This is a genomic window from Sorangium sp. So ce385 (assembly GCF_051474135.1).
Taxonomy (GTDB): Bacteria; Myxococcota_A; Polyangia; order Polyangiales; family Polyangiaceae; genus Sorangium; species Sorangium cellulosum_D.
The window spans coordinates 1,006,319-1,027,551 of record NZ_CP150337.1 but is presented as its reverse complement, the minus strand read 5'-3'; the positions used below and the strand labels follow the sequence as shown (position 1 = coordinate 1,027,551).

The 21,233-nt window shown below is 74.8% G+C and carries 14 protein-coding genes; 8 read left to right on the top strand and 6 right to left on the bottom strand.

Features of this window, described 5'->3' with window-relative positions; translation table 11 throughout:
* Positions 1-229: 229 nt before the first annotated feature.
* From WME83_RS03890 to WME83_RS03870, 5 genes are all read right to left on the bottom strand, one after another.
* Positions 230-1,429 (bottom strand): alpha/beta fold hydrolase, encoded by a 1,200-nt coding sequence (locus WME83_RS03890; RefSeq protein ID WP_437317903.1) that lies wholly within the window; start codon positions 1,427-1,429, stop codon positions 230-232.
* Between the two features lie 801 nt (positions 1,430-2,230).
* Positions 2,231-3,061, bottom strand: coding sequence for a TIGR02757 family protein (locus WME83_RS03885; RefSeq protein ID WP_063823778.1), 831 nt, complete (start codon positions 3,059-3,061; stop codon positions 2,231-2,233).
* Between the two features lie 170 nt (positions 3,062-3,231).
* Positions 3,232-4,923, bottom strand: coding sequence for a sensor histidine kinase (locus WME83_RS03880; RefSeq protein WP_437317902.1), 1,692 nt, complete (start codon positions 4,921-4,923; stop codon positions 3,232-3,234).
* 12 nt (positions 4,924-4,935) lie between these two features.
* On the bottom strand, positions 4,936-7,074 hold the full coding sequence (locus tag WME83_RS03875) for a GAF domain-containing protein (RefSeq protein ID WP_437317901.1): 2,139 nt from the start codon (positions 7,072-7,074) through the stop codon (positions 4,936-4,938).
* A gap of 467 nt (positions 7,075-7,541) precedes the next feature.
* The gene (locus WME83_RS03870) at positions 7,542-7,811 is read right to left on the bottom strand and encodes a hypothetical protein (protein WP_437317900.1); all 270 of its coding nucleotides are present in this window, start codon (positions 7,809-7,811) and stop codon (positions 7,542-7,544) included.
* Positions 7,812-8,430: 619 nt separating this feature from the next.
* Here WME83_RS03870 and WME83_RS03865 point away from each other — a divergent pair.
* From WME83_RS03865 to WME83_RS03830, 8 genes are all read left to right on the top strand, one after another.
* Entirely contained in the window at positions 8,431-10,878 is a 2,448-nt protein-coding gene (locus WME83_RS03865) for a hypothetical protein (protein WP_437317899.1), read from the top strand.
* 1 nt (position 10,879) lies between these two features.
* Complete coding sequence (locus tag WME83_RS03860; protein WP_437317898.1) at positions 10,880-13,372, top strand: hypothetical protein; 2,493 nt, start codon at positions 10,880-10,882, stop codon at positions 13,370-13,372.
* Between the two features lie 134 nt (positions 13,373-13,506).
* Positions 13,507-13,851, top strand: a complete 345-nt coding sequence (locus WME83_RS03855; protein ID WP_437317897.1) for an HU family DNA-binding protein — start codon at positions 13,507-13,509, stop codon at positions 13,849-13,851.
* Positions 13,852-14,095: 244 nt separating this feature from the next.
* Positions 14,096-15,325: a tyrosine--tRNA ligase gene (tyrS, locus tag WME83_RS03850; RefSeq protein ID WP_437317896.1), complete on the top strand. Its 1,230-nt coding sequence runs from the start codon at positions 14,096-14,098 to the stop codon at positions 15,323-15,325.
* Positions 15,318-16,358 carry a hypothetical protein gene (locus tag WME83_RS03845; protein ID WP_437317895.1) on the top strand — a complete coding sequence of 347 codons (1,041 nt, stop codon included), beginning with the start codon at positions 15,318-15,320 and terminating at the stop codon, positions 16,356-16,358. Before tyrS ends, WME83_RS03845 begins: the two co-directional genes overlap by 8 nt.
* A 37-nt stretch (positions 16,359-16,395) precedes the next feature.
* Positions 16,396-18,375 (top strand): alpha/beta hydrolase, encoded by a 1,980-nt coding sequence (locus tag WME83_RS03840; protein ID WP_437317894.1) that lies wholly within the window; start codon positions 16,396-16,398, stop codon positions 18,373-18,375.
* Positions 18,376-18,485: 110 nt separating this feature from the next.
* The gene (locus WME83_RS03835) at positions 18,486-19,853 is read left to right on the top strand and encodes a metallophosphoesterase (protein WP_437317893.1); all 1,368 of its coding nucleotides are present in this window, start codon (positions 18,486-18,488) and stop codon (positions 19,851-19,853) included.
* A gap of 68 nt (positions 19,854-19,921) precedes the next feature.
* Entirely contained in the window at positions 19,922-20,527 is a 606-nt protein-coding gene (locus WME83_RS03830; RefSeq protein WP_437317892.1) for a Uma2 family endonuclease, read from the top strand.
* A 36-nt stretch (positions 20,528-20,563) separates the two neighbouring features.
* On the opposite strand, the gene WME83_RS03825 is transcribed toward WME83_RS03830, so the two are convergent.
* Entirely contained in the window at positions 20,564-21,148 is a 585-nt protein-coding gene (locus WME83_RS03825; protein WP_437317891.1) for a DUF2914 domain-containing protein, read from the bottom strand.
* Positions 21,149-21,233: the final 85 nt, after the last annotated feature.

Genomic DNA, 21,233 nt, shown 5'->3' with positions numbered 1-21,233 from the left:
CTTTGGCGGATACGCCGGCCGCCTCGCGGCTCTTGGAGATTTCGCGGTCGAGGATACCCCTCTTCGCTTTCGCTCTGCAATCACGGATCACCGCGCATCGACGCGAGATCGTTCGACCTCCACGCACTCGGACGCGCGCTCGTGAGCGCGTTCGTAAGATAGAGCGCACAGCCCAGCACGGAGGGGCGGTCCGGCGGAATGCGCGATACGGCCGCGCGGGGCGCACGCGTCACGCAGCCGGGAGATCCGGCAGCGGATCGGCCTGGTCGGAGGTGGGTTGACGCGCCTGGACGGCCTCCAGCGCCGGAGCGCCCGTCTCGGGCCCCGGCGCGTCTTCGGGCTGCCGCTCCGGGCCGAGGAAGCGGGCGATCGGCTCGAAGAGCTCGACGCCGGTATAGGCGCCCACGGCGAGGTCGCCGTGGCCGTAATCTTCCCGCGCCCCGAAGTCACGGCCGAGCACGAGAAGCCGCTTGGGCGTCTCCGGGTGATCGCGCCCCCACGCGTCGAACGCGGCGCGCACCGACGAGACGGGGGCAATCCTGTCGGCGCTGCCCGCGATGAAGAGGGCCGGCGCCGCGACGGACGCGAGGCCGTCGAGGACCCGCTCGCCGTCCACGCGGATCTCTCCGTCGCTCGCCAGCCAGGCGGCGAAGTCCGCGTTCAGCGCAGCGGGGATGTCCTCGATGCAGTTGACGAGCGCGAGCCGCGTGACGCCGGGAGGCACGTTGCGCGGATTGGCGACGGCGCGGTGAATCGGCGTCGGCAGCCACTCCGAGGCGAAGGCGACGCTGCGTGCCATGAAGCGGAGCGGCACGCCCGGGAGCAGCCGCCCCGGCAGAAAGCGCATGAGCCGCGCCGGCGTGCTGAGGCGGCCCGGAGAGCCGACGATGACGACGCGGCGCACCTGATCCTCCGGCACGCTGCGGCCGAGCGCGGCATAGAGGAGCATGCCGCCCATCGAGAAGCCGACATAATCGAGCGAGCGGGCGCCGGTGCGCTTCAGGATGGCGTCGAAAGCGCAGGGCAGGTCGTACCGGACCATGGCCGAGAAGCGGACGCTGCGGCGCTCGAGGCGGGTGAGGAGGCGGCCGCTCCGCAACGTCAGCAGCCACACGTCGCGTCCGAGCGTGGCGAGGTGGCGGGCCAGCGAGTAATCGGGGTGAATGTCCTGATTTCTATGGTTCGCGGCGATCCCGTGGACCAGGAGGATCGGTGGCAGATCCGGCTGCGCTTCCGCGCCGGGCGGGACCGGGACGCGGCGGATCTCGATCCCGGCGCCGTCCTCGGTCCGCAGGACCTCTTCGACGCTGTACTCGAGCGGCAGGGTCAGCCGCTTGACCCAGTAGAAGAGGTGCGCCCACAGCCCGATCGCCGCCAGCGCCACGAGGGCCAGCGCGACCAGGAGGGTTGCCCCGAATGTCCAGACCATACGCCCAATCTACCTGCTGGCGCCGTTTCCGCATGCGAGCGCGCTCGGCAATACTGGCGCACGGACGGAGCGCGGGCCAGCCGCTCGCTGAGCTCGCTTACCGGCGCTCGGCGCCGGATGATCATGAATCCATGAGAACATGATGTTTCATGATCATTTCTACCAGCGCGCGAGAAAGTCACACAGCGCTCGCCCGTCGACTCCGCCGCTTCCATCCCACAGCGCGCTTCCGCGGCTGCTCTCGACGGAAACGGACGTCGCGACGGCTCGTTTCGAGCCGCGTCGCATCGCGCGGCGATGGCGGCGAGTGTCCGGGGCCACAGGGCTCGGCGTGAAACCTTCGCTGCACGCGTGCACAAAGGTTCCATCGTGTCCGGCCCGGGACGTGGCATGCGGGTCGCATCACGTCGGGGAGAGGAGAGACGTGGAAAGGGTCCCGTAAGCACCCCGGTGCACGGGGGCACACATCAAGGCGCCGCAGCGGAGCTCGGGGGGGCTCCGCTGCGGCGCTCTTCGTGTCACGCCGGGCGGACGCCCTCTGGCGCCCGTTGAAACAAAATGAAAAAAGCGCCTCGCGGACCTGGGGGGGGAAGGTCTCCGCGACGGCGCTCGCCCACCGATAGAGCAGGCTCTGTGCCGGCCTGTCGACCACCATGTTTCAGGTGGTTATCACGCAGCGCCCTCGCCACCCTTGCATCCTTGCAAAACAAAATTGAAATCCGGTGCAAATTCGAAGGATTTCAAGGCCTTCTGCGGCACGACCTGCAGCTGTCCTGGACGAAACGACTGTGCACGGCGTGCTCACTCGTCCCAGTGGCGGCAGACGGGTTTCACGCCGCACCCCTGGCAGCGGACCGGATCGCGTCGCGACGGACACTGCTGGAGCATGCCGAGGTGGCAGAGGGCGAAGTCGTACTTGACCGGGTCGGCGGGATCGAAGCCGCGGAGGGCGGCGGTGATCTCCTCGGCCGTCTTCCAGGTGGCTCCCCTGCGGTCGGTGAGGCCGATGTTGTAGCCGAGCTTCTGGATGTGGGTGTCGACGGGGATCAGGAGGGCGGACGGCGGTATCGGCCAGAGGCCGAGATCCACGCCGTCGGCGGGGCGGATCATCCACCGCAAGAGGAGCATGAGCCGCTTTGTGGCGCTGCCCTTCTCGGGGTCGGGGAGGATGTGCGCCGCACCCCGGTCGTCCGGGCGGCGGTCGAGCCCGCCGGCGCGCCGGATCGCCCGCACCCACGCGCCGAGGGCCTGGCGCAGGTCGCGGCTGCGCGAGAGCTCGGCCGCGAAGGCGGCGCCGAGCGAGCCCGAGGCGCGCTGCACCCGCCGCGCGCCGACGAGGAGCGCCGCGAGGTCGCGGTCGCGGTAGACGCGGTGCCGGAAGCCGCGGAGGCGCGCGGAGACGGCCCGGGCGTCGTCCGCGGTGAGGGCGATCTGCGGGCCGAGCCGGTCGAGCGCCTCGCCGATCTTGGCGCGCAGCGCCTTCACGTTGCCGAAGGCGAGCGACGCGGCGAGGAGCGCCACGAGCTCCTGATCGGCCGGATCGGTGTAGCGATGGACGAAGGAGACCGGGTCCTGCGCGCGGCGCTCCTCGATGGCGCACCGCGCGCGCACCTCGTCCAGCGCCGCCTGCAAGGCAGCGCTCCGCGCCGCGTCCCGCCGGGGGGCCGCATCGCTCCGCCGGGGCGCCGCATCGCTCCGCCGGGGCGCCGACTCGCTCCGCAGAGGCCCCGTCTCGCTCCGCCGGGGCGCCGCATCGCTCCGCCGGGGCGCCGACTCACCGCGCCCGTCGCGCACGCGCGCCCTCACGTCGCCCCCGCGCCGGGCGCCGCGTCGGCCGCGAGCGGCTCGGCCCGCGCGGTCCGCTCCGGCGCCTCGCGGTCGTGCTCGAGCGCGGGGAGCGACACGACGAAGGCGCTGCCGCGCCCGTCGTCGGTGACCGGGCTCTCGACCCGCACGGCGCCGCCGTGGCTCTCGGCGATGTGCTTCACGAGCGCGAGCCCGATGCCGCTGCCGCGCACCTGCCGCTCGCTCGCCCGCCGGCCGCGCGCGAAGCGCTCGAAGATGTGCTTCTGCTCGTCCGGATCGATGCCGGGCCCCCGGTCGCTCACCCGGATGGCGACGCGCCTCGCGGTGTGCGTCAGCGCGGAGAGGCGCCCCCCGCCGCCGCCCTCGACCTCGACCGCGACCGCGACGCGCCCGCCGTCCTTCGCGTACTTGAGCGCGTTGTCGAGCAGGTTCACGATGGCGAGCTCGAGCGCGCGCGCGTCGATGAGCGCCTCGGGCAGCCCGTCGGCGACCGTCAGCTCGACGGTCATCTCCTCGCGCTCGGCGCGGTAGCGGTACATGTCCACGGCGCGCGCGGCCACCTCGGCGACGCTCCCGCGCGCGAACTCGTAGGCGGCCTTGCCCCGCTCGACCCGGGCGAAATCGAGGACGTTCTCGATGAGCGCGGTGAGCCGCTCGCTCTCGCTCACGATGATCTGCAGGTACTGACGGCGCTTCTCGTCGTTGGGCACGCGGTCGCCGAGGAGGAGCTCGCCGAACATGCGGACCAGCGAGAGCGGCGTCTTGAGCTCGTGGGACACGTTCGCGACGAAGTCGCTCTTCAGCGCCGCGAGCCGCCGCTCGTTCACGGAGGCGAGCACCACGATCGCGAGCCCGGCCAGGGCGACCAGGGCCGAGAAGCCGACCATCAAGATCTCGATGAGGCGCTGCCGCTCCACCTTCTCGCCGAGCTCCTCGGCGGTGGTGAGCGCCATCTGGAGGCGCCAGTTGTAGAGCGTGGTGGGGAACGGGCGCCCGACCGTGAACTCGCCGCCGATGATGGGCGGGCCGAACACGATGCGGCCCTCCTCGTCGATGACGTTCATCCGGCTCTTCTCTCGATCGAGGTCGCGGAAGAGCCGGGGCATCACCTCGTGGACCAGGCGCGGCACCTCGTGCCAGGCGACCACGAGGAACCGGCGCCCCTGGTGCTCGCGCTGCCAGTAGCTCACGAGCAGGCTCTGCTGGTCGATGACGTGGTGGAGGTGGCGCAGCTCGGCCGCGTCGCCGTCGAAGTTCATCTGGGGCAGGAGTCGGGCGAGCAGGAGCTTGCGGAAGGCGTCGTCTTCCCGGCCGGACGCGCCGCGCGAGGCGAACGCGAGCACGTCGTGGGCCTCGTGGTCCATGTCGAGGACCAGGATGGCGCGCACGGTCGGCGTCTCGCGCGCCGCGGTGGGGAGCCACCTCCGCGCGATGACCGAGAGGTTCGCCACGTCGACGTGCGCGGCGACGACGTTGTCCTGCGCGATGATCAGCTTGTCGAGGCGGTCGACGCGCTCGTCGGCGAGGGTGAGGGTCGCGTCGAAGACGGTCTGCTGGCGGGCCTTCTCGATCTGCAGCGTGGTGCGCAGGGCGATCCCGCCGAGGACGAGCACGGCGACGACGATGGCGGGGACGAGGGCGAAGTACGGGACGCGATGGCGCTGCCCGACCGAGGGGAGGAGGTCCATCGCTGAGCTCCGCTAGCGGGCGGCCTTCTTCGCCCCCGCGGTCACGAGGCCGGGGTCGAGGACCACGCCGCGGGCCCCGACGAACTCCGCGAACTGCTGGCCGATGTAGGTGAGCGCGTTGCCGTCGCTCTCGGAGAACGGCTTGCCGTCGAGGGGGTTGCCGATCTCGAGGAGGCCGAGGTAGCGGCCCGCGAGCTCCACCGGCGCGCAGATGACGCTCCGGAGCTCGACGCCGATGTCCTTCCACCGGTCGTCGATGACGCGCTCGTCCCTGGACGCGTCGGGCACCACGACGGCGCGCCTGGACCGCATGGCGGCGAGGGCGAGCGGCGCGCGCTCGGACAGCCTGGCGAGGAGCGCGCTCTTGCCGCCGTACTGCCGGACGACGACGAACTCGCGCCGGTTGATGTCGAACAGCGACACGAGCCCGAGGGCGCACGGGATCTTGTCGAGCGTGAGCGCGAGGATGAAGTCGGCGCCCGCGAGCGTGTCCTGGAGGAAGTGCAGGTCGCTGCACGCCTCGAACAGCTCGGCGATGAGGTCGTCGCCGGAGAGGCGGCCGTTCCTCGGCGGGAAGGAGGAGCGCCTCCGTGGAGGCTGGCTCGGCGTGGGCGCGGGGATCTCGGCCGACGCCGGAGCGGCCTCCAGCCGCGGCTGCGCGCTCGGCTCGCCGGCCGACGCAGCGGCGGAGGGCGATGCGTCGGCCAGCGGTGCGGCGGTGGATGGCGACGCGTCGGCAGGGGGCGCAGCGGCAGAGGGCGACGCGTCGGCCAGCGGTGCGGCGGCAGAGGGCGACGCGGCGGCCGGCGGTGCGGCGGTGGATGGCGACGCGTCGGCCAGCGGCGCGGCGGTGGATGGCGACGCGTCGGCCAGCGGCGCGGCGGTGGATGGCGATGCGTCGGCAGGAGGCGCAGCGGCGGAAGGCGACGCGTCGGCAGGGGGCGATCCATCGGCCGGCGGCGCAGCGGCCGGCGCGGAACCGTCGATCGACGGCGTGGCGGCCGGCGGCGCATCGGCCGGCGGCGCGGCGGCAGAGGGCGACGCATCGGCCGGCGGCGCGGCGGCAGAGGGCGACGCATCGGCCGGTGGAGCAGCGGCCGGCGGCTCGACGGCAGCGCGCGACGCATCGGCCGGCGGCGCAGCGGCCGCCGACGAGACGTCGGCCGCTGGCGACCCTTCGGCGGGCGGCGCGGCGGCCAGAAGAGCCCCCTCGGCCGGCAGCGCGGCGGCCAGGAGAGCCCCCCCGGCCGGCAGCGCGGCGGCCGGCGGCGCGGCGGCCGGCGGCGGCGAGGTGGCGCCGGTGCGCGGGCGAAATTGGATCTCGGGCTCCGCCGAGCGCCAGTCCTTCCAGGCGAGGGTCGCGAGCGGACCGCGCTGAGGCCGGCCGCGGAAGACGTGATCGAACACCGCGATATGGATGAACTTGCCCGGGCACGCGTCGTCGATGAGCTGCCGTGCCTTCTCGAGCCGGTCGAGCAGCAACGCGCTGACGAGATCGCGCGGGGTGCCCGTCGGGACCGCATAGACGAGCTCTCGGTACGTGAGCGGCGAGCGTTCGGACGGGTTCTCCTCGCGCTGCGACACGAGCTCGAACGGCGGCAGCGCGCTCGGCTCCGGCGCGGCGCCCCGCTCCGGCGCGGCGCCCCGCTCCGGCGCGGCGCCCCGCTCCGGCGCGGCGCCCCGCTCCACCGCGGCGCCCCGCTCCACCGCGGCGCCCCGCTCCACCGCGGCGCCGCCTTTGGCCGCCTGCGCCGCCGCGGCGGCGGGCTCCGGCACGAGGAGCGCGGTCCCCATCGAGATGAACGGGACCGTGGCCGCCACCGGCCGTTTTCCCGGCAGACGAGCCCCCGGGTCGGCGGGCCTGGGAGACGCTGCGCCGGCCGGCGGCGCGCCCGCCGGAGGGTCTGCCCCGTCCGTCAGCGCCGCGTCGTCCGGCGCGCGCTGCACGACGTACCGCACGCGCGTCGCCGGATCGATCGCTCGGTAGCCGCTCTCGAGCAGGTCCACGGAGAAGTTGTTGAGCGGCCCGCCATCGCCGCGGAGCGCCCGGGCCTTCTGCAGCGCGGGCTGCCACTGCGGGGCCTCGACGCACACCTTCCTGGTCGGCGGCGCGTTCTGGCCCAATGACGAGATCTCGACGAACCAACGCATCGTTTGCGGTTCCAATCCGCGCTGGCGCTGACTGGGTCGCGCGCTCTGGCGCGAACATCGTTCTACTCGACGCGCGCGAGAGGGGTCAACGCGCAGACCGCACGGAGAGCGCGCGGGCTCCTTTGGCGCAGGACCCGAAATATTCTCAACCGCGGACCGGCAAGGAAACTCCGCCCTGTCCTGAAGTCACGCCCCGCGCGGCGAGGCGCCGCCGTCGAATCCGCTCGGCCACTGAACGGCCGCCGGGTATTCCTGTAGAGGCGGGAGATCCCGGCTGTCGCGCCGCCGGCGGTGTCGTGCGATGGAAGGGGCCACTCCGCCTCGGTCGCCTCCAGGTCATCCTCCTCCGCGCGGTCTGGTCATCCGCTGTGCCGTCTGGGAGCGGGAACGGCGTCGCCCATCCGGTCGCGAGAGGCGCGAGCGCGGCGCGGGCCGCGCGGCGCCGGCGCCTGCGGCCTCGGGCGGGCTCAAGCCGTCCAGCCGAGCAGCCGTTCGCCGAGGGTGAGCAGGCCGAGCCACACGGCCGCCGACATCAACGGGGTCGCCGCAGCCAGCCACGGGCGGCTGCCCCGCACCCGAATGGCCATCACGAGCAGCGCAATCCAGATCGCCCAGAGCGCCGCGACCGCCCAAAGCGGCGCGAGGAGACCGGCGAACGCGTAAGCCGGGCCGATCACGAGGTGGACGGCGATCCCGACCCAGGGGACGATCTGCGATGCTCGACGCTGCAACTCCACTCGTGCGCTGATCCACCCCCGAGGGCCCGCCACGCTCGCTATTGCGTCCGCAGGATGATGTCGAAGCCGAACGCCGTCTCCACGACCCCGCTCAGCGAGCCGGCAGCGACCCTGGTCCCCCCGGGAGGCCGGTGGTGGCCCAGTTTGCCCCGGAGTGACTCCCATGAAGGCGGGAAGGCAGGAAGATCATTGATCTTTTCTTCCCGCCTTCATGTTCAAATCCGGCCACCACCGAGAGGCTGGGCCGCAGCAGGCTGGGCCACCGCCCTCGGCCCGCGCTGCATCCGCGATCCAGCGCGTCGGTCCGCGTCGCGCCGGGGGTCACCAGCACAAAAAAACAGAGCGCCCATTCGACGGTGGGGGGGGAGACCGTCACGGGCGCTCTGGGCTCTGTCCTGAGCAGGAGGCGGGCCAAGGTACATTCTTCTCGTTTTCGGGCACTTTCCCCACAAAACCGGCGTACGCCTTTCAATCCTGAAGCGGCCGCTTGCAAACGTGCTGGACAGAGCCGTCAGCCGCAGGCGTTCACCCGGCTGCCGGCCCCTCCCCCGCGCCGGCGCCCCTTCGCGGACCGGGCTCCGCGGGCTCGGGCCGCGCGAAAGTCGTGTAAAAGAGCCGCGTGTCACCGTCCAGCGCCGAACCCGTGTCCTCCGCGCCGCCCGGAGGAGCTGCGCCCCCGTCTCGGCCGAACAGCGTCTCCCCTGGCGACACGGACGCCGCGGCCTCGCAGGGCGCCGGTCCGGCAGCGCCCCCCGGCCGGCTCGATCGCGTGGTCGCCGCGTGGCCGCGCCTCGATCCGGTCCTCTTCGCCGTCTACGCGGGCGCGTGCGTGCTCTACGCCGCCGCCGCGTTCTACCGCGCGATGCACGAGCAGACGGGCGGCATGTGGTCGGCGCCGCTCGATGACGTGTTCATCCACTTCGACTACGCACGCGCCACGGCGCGCGGATACCCGTTCGAGTGGTCCGAGGGCAACGGCTTCTCGAGCGGGAACACCAGCCTGAGCTACCCGTTCGTCCTCGCGCTCGGCTACCTCGTCGGCTTCCGCGGCCTCCTGCTGATGCAGTGGGCGGCGATCGTCGCCTGCGCCTCGACGCTCGGCTTCCTGCTCGTCGGCGCGCGGCTCCTCGAGCCGATCGGGCGCTGGGCGAAGTACCTGCTGCCGCCCGTGGCGCTCTCCATCGGCGCGCTCGACTGGTCGCTGTTCAGCGGGATGGAGAACGCCTTCCACCTCGGCGTCTGGGCCCTCGCCACCCTCGCCGCGCTCTCGCTCGCCGGCGCGGCCGGCGCGCCGCGCGAGCCGGCCGGCGCAGGAGAGCGCGCCGCAGCGCCGCCGGAGCGCCTCGCCCGCCTCGGCTGGATCGCCGGCCTCGCCGGGGCGCTCCTCTACGCCACCCGGCCGGAGTCGGTCGTCTGCGTCGCGGCCCTGAGCGTGTACGCGGCCGCCGCCGTGGGGCGGGCCCGCGGCGCGCGCGCCGCGGTCGCGACCCTGCTCCGGACGTCGGTGCCGGGCGCGATCGCGTGCGTCGCCCAGGCGGTCGCCAACCGCGTGTTCACCGGGGAGTGGGCCGCGAGCGGCGCCATCGCCAAGCTCGCGCTGAACAACCCGTACATGACGTCCCAGGAAAAGTGGGACACCTACGAGTTCCTCGTCAGCTACGTCATCGCCCGCAATACCAACCACCACTTCTCGGACGCCCTCCCCTGGGGCTGGCTCGTCCCCGCCCTCGCGCTCGTCCCCCTCGCCTCGCGCAGGACGCGCGGGATCGCGGCGCTGCTCTGGGTCCAGGTCGCCGGCTGGCTCGCGCTCGTCTCCCTGAACGGCCAGGTGCGCTGGCAGAACGAGCGCTACACCATGCCCGCGGTCGCCTGGCTGCTGGTGCTCGCGGCGATGGGGCTCGCGCTGCTCGTCGCGCGGGCCGCGTGGGCCGCGCCGGACGGCGAGGCGAGCCGCGCGGCGAGGCCCGACGGCGCTCGGGCCGGGCTCGCGGCCCCGCTCGCGGCCCTGCGGGCGCGCGGCCTCGGCGCCCGCCGCGACCCGGCCGCCGGCGGCGCTCCCGGCGGCCTCGCGGCCCGCTTCGGCCTCGCGGACCGCGGCCTCTGGGCCGCGCGCGTCGCGCTCGCCCTCGCCCTCGCCGCGCTCTTCTGGGTCCACCAGCTGCCCAGGATGCGCGACCAGATCTGGTTCTTCGGCCGCGCGAGCCGCAACATCCGCGATCAGCACCTCGTCGCCGGCAAGGTCCTCGAGCAGCTCGACGTGCGCCGCGTCCTCGTCGGCGACGCGGGCGCGCTCCTCTACGCGTCGGACCGGCCCGGGCTCGACCTCATCGGGCTCGGCGGCTACCACGACCTCCCGTTCGCGCGCGCGGGCGTCCACGGCCTCGGCGCGTCGCTGGAGCTCATCGAGCGCATCCCCGCCGACGACCGGCCCGACGCGCTGGCCATCTACCCGACCTGGTGGGGCGAGCTCCCGGCCATCTTCGGCAAGCGGATCGTCGGGATCCCCGTCGTCGGGAACGTCATCTGCGGCGGCGCCGAGAAGGTCATCTACCAGGCCGACTGGAGCCCGCTCGCGCACGGCGAGCCGCCCGCGTCGATGCGCGCCGGCGAGCAGGTGCTCGACGAGCTCGACGTCGCCGACCTCGTGAGCGAGCGGGCGCACGGCTACGCCTTCCCGCGGCCGCAGGCCGGCTTCGTCAGCTTCAGCGTGCTGCCGGATCCGCGCGGGTCCGGGCGCGATCGGTTCGACGCGGGGCGCGTCATCCCGGGCGGCAAGAGCGAGACGGCCCGCCTGCGCGCCCCGCGCTCGGGCCGGGGCCGGCTCGTCGTCCGCACCGCCGCGTCCCGCCCCGCCAAGATCCGCGTGACCGCGGACGGCCGGGAGCTCGGCCACCTCGCCGTCCGCGAGAGCGACGGCTGGACCGAGGCGTCGATCGACCTGCCCGAAGGGCTGCCCGAGACGTTCACGCTCGCGCTCACGCCGGTCGAGGGCGAGTGGGTCGATCACCACGTCTGGGTCCTGGAGCGCGCCGCGCGCTTCGAGGCGCGGCCGCTCGCCGGGCCGTGACGTGCGCGCCGGCCTGCCCCGCGATCCCGCGCAGTGGATCGCGCTCGCGCTCTCCGTCGCCGCGCTGCTCGCCGGCGCCTGGCTCCTCCGCCGCGGCCGTTCGCCCGCCGCCGCGCGCCCTGGCCCGGCGCCCCCGCGCCCCGGCGCCGCGGGCCTCGATCCCGCGCCTCGCCCCGGCGCGCCCCGCGGCGTCGCCGTCGCGGCGGCCCTCGCGCTCGCCGCGGCGCTGATCTCGGCCGCGTACGTCGCGGTCTACCTGCGGGGCGGCCCCCGGATCATCGACGCGACGAGCTACTGGCTCGAGGCCCGCGCCATGGCCGCCGGGCACCTCGCGTGGCCCCTCGGCGAGCCCGAGGCCTCGGTGCTGGGCCGCTTCCTCGTCCGCAGCGACGCCGCAGGCGACGCGGCCCGGCGCGGCGCGGCCGAGGTCGCGGTCATCTTCCCCCCGGGCTACCCCGCCCTCCTCGCGCTGGGCTTCCTCGCGGGCGCGCCGCTCGCGGTCGGTCCCCTGCTCGCCGCGGCGCTGACCGTCGCCACGTACGACCTCACGGCGCGGTTCGCGAAAGGAGCCCCGGCGTCCGCCGGGAGCGGCGCGCGGATCCCCCTCGCGCCGCTGCTCGCCGCGCTCTTCTCGGCGCTCTGCGCCGCGCTCCGCTACCACACGGCCGACACGATGTCGCACGGGCTCGCGGCCCTCTGCTTCACGGTCGCGCTCGCGTCGGCGCGCCGCGCGCTCGACGAGTCCCCCGCCGCCGCGGCGAGCGCGCCGCGCTGGTTCCGCGATCCCGCCGTCCGCGCCGCCGCGCTCGCGGGCGTCGCGGCCGGCTGGCTCGCGGCCACGCGCCCGCCGAGCGCGCTCGCCCTCGTCGTGGCGCTCCTCGTGGCGCTCCTGCCGGAGCGCCCGCCGGGCAGCGCCGCGGCCGGCGCTCGCGACGGCGACGCCGCGCCGCGCCCCTCGCCGCGGCTCGGGCGGCTCGCCGCGGCGCTCGCGATCGGCGCCGTCCCCGGCCTCGCGCTGCTCGCCGCGCACCAGCGCGCCGCGACGGGCGCCTTCGCGTCGTCGCAGGGCGCCTACTATGCCGTCTCCGACGGCCCGCCCGGCTGCTTCCGCTACGGCTTCGGCGAAGGCGTCGGCTGCCTCTTCGAGCACGGCGACTTCGTCCGGCATAACCTGGCGGAAGGATACGGTTTTCTGGCCGCCGCCGGCACGACGCTGCGCCGCCTCAAGCTCCACCTGGTCGACGCGCTCAACGCCGAGCCGCTCGCGCTGCTCGTGATCGCCGGCGCCGCGATCGCCTTCCGGCAGCGGCGCTCGCGCGCCCTCGCGATCGCGCCGCTCCTCCAGATCGCCGCCTACGCCCCCTTCTATTTCGACGGCAACTACCCCGGCGGCGGCGCTCGCTTCTTCGCCGACGTGCTGCCGGTGGAGCACGCCCTCGCCGCCCTGGCCTGCGCCGCGATCGCGGAGCGCGCGGGATCGCCGGCCGCGCGCGGCGGCCTCGCGCGGCGGCTCCGCGCGCTCCTCCCGGTGCCGTTCGTCCCGGCGGCGCTCTTCGCGGCGGCGCTCCCCCTCGCCGGCTTCGCCTTCCGCGCGGGCTTCGACCACGCCGCGCTCCGCGACCGCGAGGGCGGCCTGCCCATGTTCGATCCCGCCGCCGTCGCGCGCGCGGGCGTCGCGCGCGGCCTCGTGTTCGTCGACACGGACCACGGGTTCAACCTCGGCTTCGACCCCGCCCCGGGCGACGTCGCGGTGCTGCGCTACCGCGGCGACGCGATCGACCGGATGGCGTGGGAGGCCCGCGGCCGCCCCCCCGCCTACCGCTACCGCTTCGCGATCCCGGACGGCGGCGGCCTGGCCTCGGTCTCGATCGCGCCGCTCGCCTTCGATGCCGCCCCGCCCCGCGAGGCCCTCATCGAGGGCGAGTCGCTGTGGCCGCCGCGCGCCCAGCGCGGCGCCTGGGCAGCGCCCGAGCACGCCGGCGGCACGTGCGCGTCCGGGGGGCGCCTCCTCGCGGTGCACGCGGCGGCGAGCGGCGAGGCCGTGGTCCGGGTCGGCCTGCCCGCCCCGTGGCTCCGCGGCGCCCGGATCAGCCCGCGCGTGGCGGTCTCGGGCGACGGCGCGGGCGAGTTGGTCCTCGCCGTCGACGGCGCCCCCATCCACGTCTGGCGGGTCGAGCCCGCCGCGCCGGGCGCCCCCGGCGCGCCGCCCACCTGCGTCGCGCTCCCGCCCCACGCGATCCCCGAGGACGCCGTCGGAATCGAGCTCTCCATCGCGCGCGCGAATGCGCGCCAGCACGGAAAGTTGCGGCGGGACGCGCGCGAGGGCCCGCGCGACGAGGCCGGCGCCGCCGCGCCGACGGCCGCGAATGCCGCGCGGATCCGCGTCGAGGCCGCCGCTGAGAGCGCTCCGGGAGGCCCGGGCGGCCCCGCGGCCGGGGGCCTCTTTGCGCTCGACGCGGTCGCGGTCGCGGGCGGGAATTCGGTTGACCGCTAGTCCCGTAACATGCGAGCTTTTCATAGGATTCTGTTGTCATGCGGCTCCCGGACCGGCGCGTCTCCCGGGGCTCTGCGGTGGAAAGCGGCAAGTCGGGCGCCGGCGGCGGTCCGCTCGGGTGGGGGAGGTGGACCATGACGAAAAGCGAGCTCATCGACGCGATCGCGGGACGGGGGGAGCTCACCAAGGCTCGCGCCGAGCTCGTGGTGAACTGCGTCTTCGACGCGATGACGCAGGCGCTCCAGCGCAACGAGGGCATCGAGATCCGCGGGTTCGGCAGCTTCACGGTCAGGCCTTACAAGCCGTACAGCGGCAGGAACCCTCGCACGGGCCAGCCGGTGCCCGTGCCCGCCAAGCGGCTCCCGTTCTTCAAGGTCGGCAAGGAGCTCAAGGAGCTCGTCAACGCGAGCCGCGCGTACGCCATCTCGGGCGACGACGACGACGAGGACGACGAGGACGACGACACCGACGACGAATGAGGCGGCGCGCACGCGACGCCCGATGACGTCGCCGGCGCCGTCGACGTGACGCGCCCGCGCGCCTCGAGGCGCGCTCGCCGCGCCGAGGTCGTGACGCGCCCGCGCACGCCCGCGACGGCGTCGATGTGAGCGAGGTCGGTGACGTCGGCGACGTCGATGTCGACGCGCGCCGTGCGTCGCGCGCGGCGCGGGGCGCGCTCGCCCCCTGGCGGGCAGTTCCGCTGCGCGGTAGAAGCGGGGCCCCATGGTCCCCGCCGAACGTCAGCTCGAGATTCTCTGCAAGGGTGCCGTCGACCTCCATGTCCGCGCCGAGCTCGAGGAGCGGCTCCGCGAGGGCAAGCCGCTGCGCGTCAAGGCCGGCTTCGACCCGACCCGCCCCGACCTCCACCTCGGCCACACCGTGGTCATGCAGAAGATGCGGGAGTTCCAGGACTTCGGGCACACCGTCATCTTCGTGGTCGGCGACTTCACGGCGATGGTCGGCGATCCGACCGGCAAGAACGAGCTGCGCCCGCGGCTCTCGCGCGAGGAGGTCGTCGCCGCGGCCGAGACCTACCAGGCCCAGGCGTTCAAGGTCCTCGACCGGAACAAGACCGAGGTCCGCTACAACTCCGAGTGGCTGAACAAGCTCGATCCGGCGCAGATGATCGAGCTCTGCGCGAAGTACACCGTGGCCCGCATGCTCGAGCGCGACGACTTCAAGAAGCGCTACGAGGAGGCGCGGCCCATCTACGTGCACGAGTTCATGTACCCGCTCCTCCAGGCCTACGACTCGGTCGAGCTCGAGGCCGACATCGAGCTCGGCGGCACCGATCAGCTCTTCAACCTGCTCGTGGCGCGCGACCTCATGCCCCGCTACGGCAAGCGCGCCCAGATGGTGATGACGATGCCGCTCCTCGAGGGCACGAACGCGCGGATCGAGGACGGCAAGGTCGTGGGCCCGAAGATGTCGAAGAGCGCGGACAACTACGTCGGCATCACCGAGCCGCCGTTCGACATGCTGCAGAAGCTGATGCTCGTCGATGACGGGGTCATCTGGCGCTACATGGAGCTCCTGTCGTCGCGCGCGCCCGAGGAGGTCGCCCGGCTGCGGGAGGCGGTCCTGCGCGGCGAGGAGAGCGTCATCGCGGTGAAGGAGCTCTTCGCGCAGGAGATCGTCACCCGCTTCCACTCGGCCGACGACGCGCGCGCCGCCCTCGAGCGGCGCCGCAGCGTCGCGGCCGGCGGCCTGCCCGAGGTCATCGAGGAGCTCCACGTCGCGAGCGACCGCGACACGATCCCCATCGGCAAGGCGCTCGCGCTGGCCGGGCTCGCCAAGTCGACCTCCGAGGCGCTCCGCCTCGTGAAGGGCGGCGCGGTGCACCTCGACGGCGAGGTGATCAAGGACGACCAGCTCAAGCTCGAGCGTGGGAAGCGATTTCTGGTCCGCGTCGGCTCGAAGAACCGCCGCTTCGCCTACCTCGTCGTTGGCTGACGCGCCCGGGCGGGGGCTCCGCCGCCGCGGCGCGCTCGGCGGCATCCTGGGCTGCGTCCTCGGCCTCGCGCTGCCGTCGTGCGGCCGCGCGCCGCGGCCGCACGCTCGGCCGGGCCCGCCGCTGCCGCCGCTCGGCACGGCGGACCTCACGCGCCTCTTGCCGCAGGCGGGGCTCCGGTGGCTCATCCTGGTCCGGCCCCGCGAGATCGCGACCGTGCCGTGGCTCATCCCCTCGATCGCGCTCGTGGCGCCCGAGGAGAACCTGGCCCGGCACGCGCGCGCGACCGGCGTCGACCTGCGGCAGGTGCGCGAGGCCGCGATCGCGTCGTACGCGGGGGCGTCGGGCGAGGCCAGGTTCTACGTGGCGCGTCACAGCGGCGATCCCCGGACCATCGAGCGCCTCTTCCGGCGGCGGCTCACGGGCAAGGAGCGGCGGGCGCTCGATCGCCCGGACGTTGTGCGCGTGATGGGCGACATCGGCACGGCGCCGCACGCGCTGGTGCTCCTCGGCGAGGACGTGGTCGGCGTGCAGGACGGCGGCAGCCCGCAGCGCGGGCCGGCGCGCGTGGCATCGCTGTACGCGCTCGGCCGCCTCAAGCGCTCGCCGACGGCGCTGTCGGAGGGCCCGCTCGCGGCGCTCGCGGCCCGCTTCGGCCCGGCGCCCGCGCGCGCGTTCGCGCTGGGCCCGTTCGACGGGGAGCTCGCCCGCGGCGCGCGCGGCCTGCTCGCGGCGGCGACGGCCGTGGGCGCGGCCGCGAGGCCGAGCGCGCGCGAGGGGATCGCGCTCGCGATCGCGGTGGCGGGCGACTTCTCGACGAGCGGAGCGGCCGCCTCGGAGGAGCTGCTCGCGGCGTGGGAGGAGCTCGCGCACGGCTCGTTCGGCCACCTGCTCGGGCTCGACGCGCCGGTCGAGCCGCCGCTCGCGACGCACGCGGAGGACGCGGTGGCCGTCGCCGTCGAGCTGGACCCGCGCGCGCTCGCCCGGGGGCTGGCCGCGGCGACGGGCGAGAGGGTCGAGGAGATGCTTCGGTAGGCGCCGCCGCGCCTCGCCGGTAAACCTCATCGGAGCCATGCCCACCACGACCAGCGGCTTCTTCCTGCAATGCGCCTCGCGCGGCACGCTCGAGCTCGTCGCGCCCGCCGCCGGGGCGCCGTTCGGCGTCGAGCACCACCGCCGCGAGGACGCCGCCGGGCCGTGGCGCCACGCGGCGACGTTCGCCGCGGACCTCGGCCCGGTCGGCGCGGTGGCGCTCATCCAGAGCAACTTCGGCGATCCGGGCCACCTCGAGGCGGTGGTGCGCGCCGGGGATCGGCTGGCCGCGTTCTGGTGCGCGCCCGCGCGCGAGCCGTCGTGGAGCGCGCCGCGCTTCTTCGCGGAGGGCGCGGCCGGCGACCCCGCCCTGATCCAGGGCGCCTTCGGCGGCCGGGGCAACTTCGAGCTCGTGGTGCCGCACGCGGGCGGCGGGATCGCGCACTACCACCGCGACAACGACACCGCGGAGCTCGGCTGGCACGGCCCGGCGATCTTCGGCGCGGAGCTCGGGCGGTTCGAGGCGGTCGCGATGGTCCAGCGCGGCGCCGGCGCGCCCGGAGCGCCTGGCGATCTCGAGGTGGTCGCGCGCGCCGGCGATCGCCTGGTGATGTTCCGCCGCTCTCCCGGGGCCGCGTGGCAGGGCCCGGAGGAGCTGGTCTCCGGGGTCCGGGGGGCGCCGGCGCTCTTCCGGAGCGCGTCCGGCGGCGAGGGCGCGCTCGAGCTGTTCGCGCCGCTCGCGGGCGTGGGGCTCGCGTGGTGGCGTCGCGGCGATGGCGCCCGGGGGGCGCGCTTCCGCGGGCCGACGGTGTTCGCCACCGCGCTGGGCCCGTGTGAGGCGGTGTCCGTCATCGAGAGCCACCCGCTCGGGCGGATCGAGCTCGCCGTGCGCGCCGAGGGGCAGATCGTCCACCTGGTGCGCGACGGCGAGCTCTGGTCGCGGCGCGCGGTGCTCCGCAGCGGGCTCGCTGCGGCGGACGCCCCCTCTCCGGCTGCGCCGCCGCCGCCCGCGTCCGCCCCCGCGCCGCCGCCCTCGACCGCGCCGCGCCCCGCCAGCGCTGCGCTGCATCTGCGCGCCGGACCGCACCGAGCGGGGTTCCGGCGCATCCGCGCGCTCTCGCTCTCGGAGGACGCCCGCTATCCCGACACCTGGCCGTTCCAGGGCACCCTCTACCGCTGCCCCGCGCAGGGCGCTGCGCTGCTCTACTACCCCGCGTCGGCCGACGGCGAAGAGGCGCCGCTCTCACCGGGAGGCCCGTTCCCGGTCATCGCGATCGCCCACGAGCGGCGCCTCCCCACGAGCGCCGTCACCGGTGGGTCGCCCGCCGGCATCGGCCAGGATTATCGCCAGCTCGCGGGCGTCATGGCGCACCTCGCGCGCTGGGGCTTCGTCGTCATCGCGCCCGATCTCTCGTGGCTCGCCCCGGACGACGCGCCGCTGCGCCGCGCCGCGGTCCTCCGGGACGCGCTCGCGCACCTCAGGGCCGGCTCGCGGGGCCCGCTCCTGGCCGACTTCGATCGCGTGGGCGCCCTCGGCCACGGGCTCGGCGCGCAGGCCGCCCTCGCGCTGGCGCTCGATCCCGCCTGCCCGTTCCACGTCCGCGCCCTCGCGCTGCTCGCGCCGGCGGGCGAGCCGGATCGAGCCCCGCCCATCGACGCGCTCGAGCCTCGCCCGGTGCTCGTCCTGCGCGGCACCGCGGATCCGATCTCCGCCTCGGTCCCGGCGGCGCTCTACGGCCGCGCGCGCGCGGCCAAGCACCTCGTGACCCTGCCCGGCGCGAGCCACTTCGGCTACACGACGTCGCTCGGCCTCGCCGAGCCGCTCGACGGCCCTGCCGAGCTCCCGCGCCGCGAGCAGCAGGCGATCGCGATGGGCTACGTCGCCGCGTTCTTCAACGGCTACCTCCGGGACGCCCGCTGGTGCCTCGGCGCGCTCTCCGGCAAGGAGTCGCTCGAGGGGCTCGAAGCGAGGGAGATCCCGGTGAGCGCGGAGATGGCTGGCCGCGGCGCTGGACTCTAGGGCTGGCCCCGCGGCGCGCCGCCGGCGCCGCCGCTCCTCGTGGAGGCGCGGCTCGCTCGCCCGGCGCCGGCGGCCGGACGAACGAGCGGCGCGATGCTACTTTCGAGCACGTGTTCCAGCTCGGCGGCCTCGTCGTCACGCTCGTCAACGCGCTCCTCGGCCTGCTCGTCTGGCGGCGGCTCCGCGCGGCGTTCCCGCGGCATAGAGCGCTGATCGACGGGCTGTGCGCCGCGGGGCTGCTGCTGGTCGCGCACCCGGCGCTGCTCATGACCGTGGCGAGCTGGTCGGGGCTGCGGGCGATCCAGCGCCACGTGCCCGAGCCGGTGTCGCTGATCGCGATGGGCGCTCAGGTGGCCCTGCTGATGTACGGGCTGCTCCTCGGGATCGCCGCAACCGCGGCCGCGGTTGTCCGGGCGCTTCGCCGCGGTCGGACGGCCCCGAACGCCGGGGCGGCCATGGACGCTCGGGTCGACACGAACGCTCCGGCCGATTCAGCCGCTCAGGCCAACAGCGCTCCAGCCGCTCAGGCCAACAGCGCTCCAGCCGCTCAGGCCAACAGCGCTCCAGAAGAAGCCGAGACCGCGCCGGAGCCCGTCGACGAGATCCGACGTCGGCTCGTCGTCGGCGCGTCGTGGGCGCTGCCGGCGGCGGCCGTCGCGGTCTCGATGGGCGGCGTGCTCGCCTCGCGACAGCGTCCGGTCGTGGTGAGGGTCGCCCTGCCCGTGCGGCGCGAGCTGACGGGCCTCCACGGCGTCACCATCGCGCAGCTCAGCGACGTGCACGTCGGCAGCTTCATGGACGCGGAGCGGCTCGACGAGCTCCGCGACGCCATCAACGCGGTCGGCGCCGACATCCACGTCATCACGGGCGACCTGCTCGATCACCACGTCTCCCAGCTCGAGCTGTCCGCGCGGCTGCTCCGGGGCCTGCGCCCCGCCCGGGGGCAGCTCTTCTTCTGCATGGGCAACCACGAGTACATCGCCGCGCGCTCCGCCAGCATCCCGGCGATCGTGAAGGGCCTCGAAGAGGCGGGCGCCCAGGTGCTCGTCGACGAGGCGCGCGAGGTCCGCCTCGGCGGCGATCGCCTGTGGATGGGCGCGATCGACTACCCGAGCCGCGCGCGCCCTGGAGAGCCCGCCCGGCGCCCGACGGCCGACGGGCTGGCCCGCGCGCTCGGGCAGATGCAGGACGACGGCGCGCCGCGCGTCCTGCTCAGCCACCACCCGGGCACGTTCCGCGCGGCGCGCGAGCTGCCGTTCGATCTGATGCTGTCCGGCCACACGCACGGCGGGCAGATCTCGCTGGGCCGGATCGGCGATTACGCCCTCACGCCGATGCTGCCCGCCGGGCTCTATCACAACGGGCTCTACGAGCACCGCGGCCGGCGCCTCCACGTCAACGCGGGCGCCGGCGGCTGGCTGCCCGTGCGCATCAACTGCCCGCCGGAGATCACGCTGGTCGAGCTCGTGCCCGCCTGACGCACCGGAGCACGCCGAGCGCAGGCTCCGTGTGGACGCGCTCGGCGTCCTGGGTGAAGCTGAGGACCATGGCACAAGCCGCGGCGCGCACCGGCCTTTCGCCCCAGGAATACCTGGCGTTCGAGCGTTCCTCGCCGCTCCGCCACGAGTACGCGGACGGCGAGATCTTCGCCATGGCAGGCGGAACGCTGGAGCACAGCGCGGTCGCCGCGAACGTCATCGGCGAGCTGCGGAGCGCGCTCCAGGGTCGAGGATGCCGTGTGCTCACCTCCGACATGCGCGTCAAGATCGCCGCGACGCGCCGCTACGTGTACCCCGACGGCGCGGTCGTTTGCTCGCGCCCCGAGTTCGAGGACGAGCAGCGCGACACGCTCCTGAACCCGCGCCTCGTGGTCGAGGTGCTCTCGGACTCGAGCGAGGCCTACGATCGCGGAGAGAAATTCGCGCAGTACCGGACGCTGCCGTCGCTCCAGGAGTACGTGCTCGCGTCGCAGAAGGCGCCACGAATCGAGGTCTTCACGCGCCAGCCGGACGGGGCCTGGCTGCTCCGGATCCACGGGCCGGGCGAGCGCGCGGCGCTCTCGTCCCTGGACTGCGCGCTCGACGTCGACCGGGTGTACCTGGACGTCTTCGAGCAGGGCGCGACAGGCGATGGGCCGCCGGCCGCGCCCTGACCGAGGCGGAGCGCCCTCCGCGCGCGGCCGCGCCGGCTACAGCGTCACCTCGAACGGCGCGCGCGCGAGCTCCTCGCCCGTCTCCGACCGCACGACGGCCGTCCACTCCCCCGCCTTGCGCACCCCGCGCGTGAACGCCCACGTCCGCCAGCGCGGCGACGGCCCGACCCCGAGCGTCACGTTGCCGACCGGCGCCCCGCCGTCCGGCGGAACGAACGCGACCGTCACCTCGCCCTCCGCGTCGCCGCGATTCTCGATCTCCAGGAAGGCATAGAGCCGCTCCGTCTCCGGCGCGCGGAACGTCGTCCCCGGCGCCACCGGCTCGCGGTCCTTCACCCCCTCCGCGAGCACGAGCCGCTTCACCTTCAGCTCCGCCGCGCCCCTCCCCTTCTCCCTGCCCGCCTTGCCGCCCTTGTCCGCCGCGGCGCTCGCCTCAGGCGCCGGCGCCGGCGCCGTCACCGCCGCAGCCGGCGGGCTCGCGGGCGGCGCCGCCGCGGCGACCGCCGGCTCGGGGCACTGCGCCGCCGCGGCGCTCGCGGCGGCGGCCGCCGCCGGAGGCCGCGCGTCGTGACGCTCACCGCAGCCAGCGAGCGAAACCGCGCAAAGCGCCAGAAACGTCATCCGTCGAGCGATCCTCGTAGCCATCGAAGCACTCCTCCGTGTTCCGGGGCGTCCCCGTCTCGCCGTCGTTATGGCAAGGCGCGGA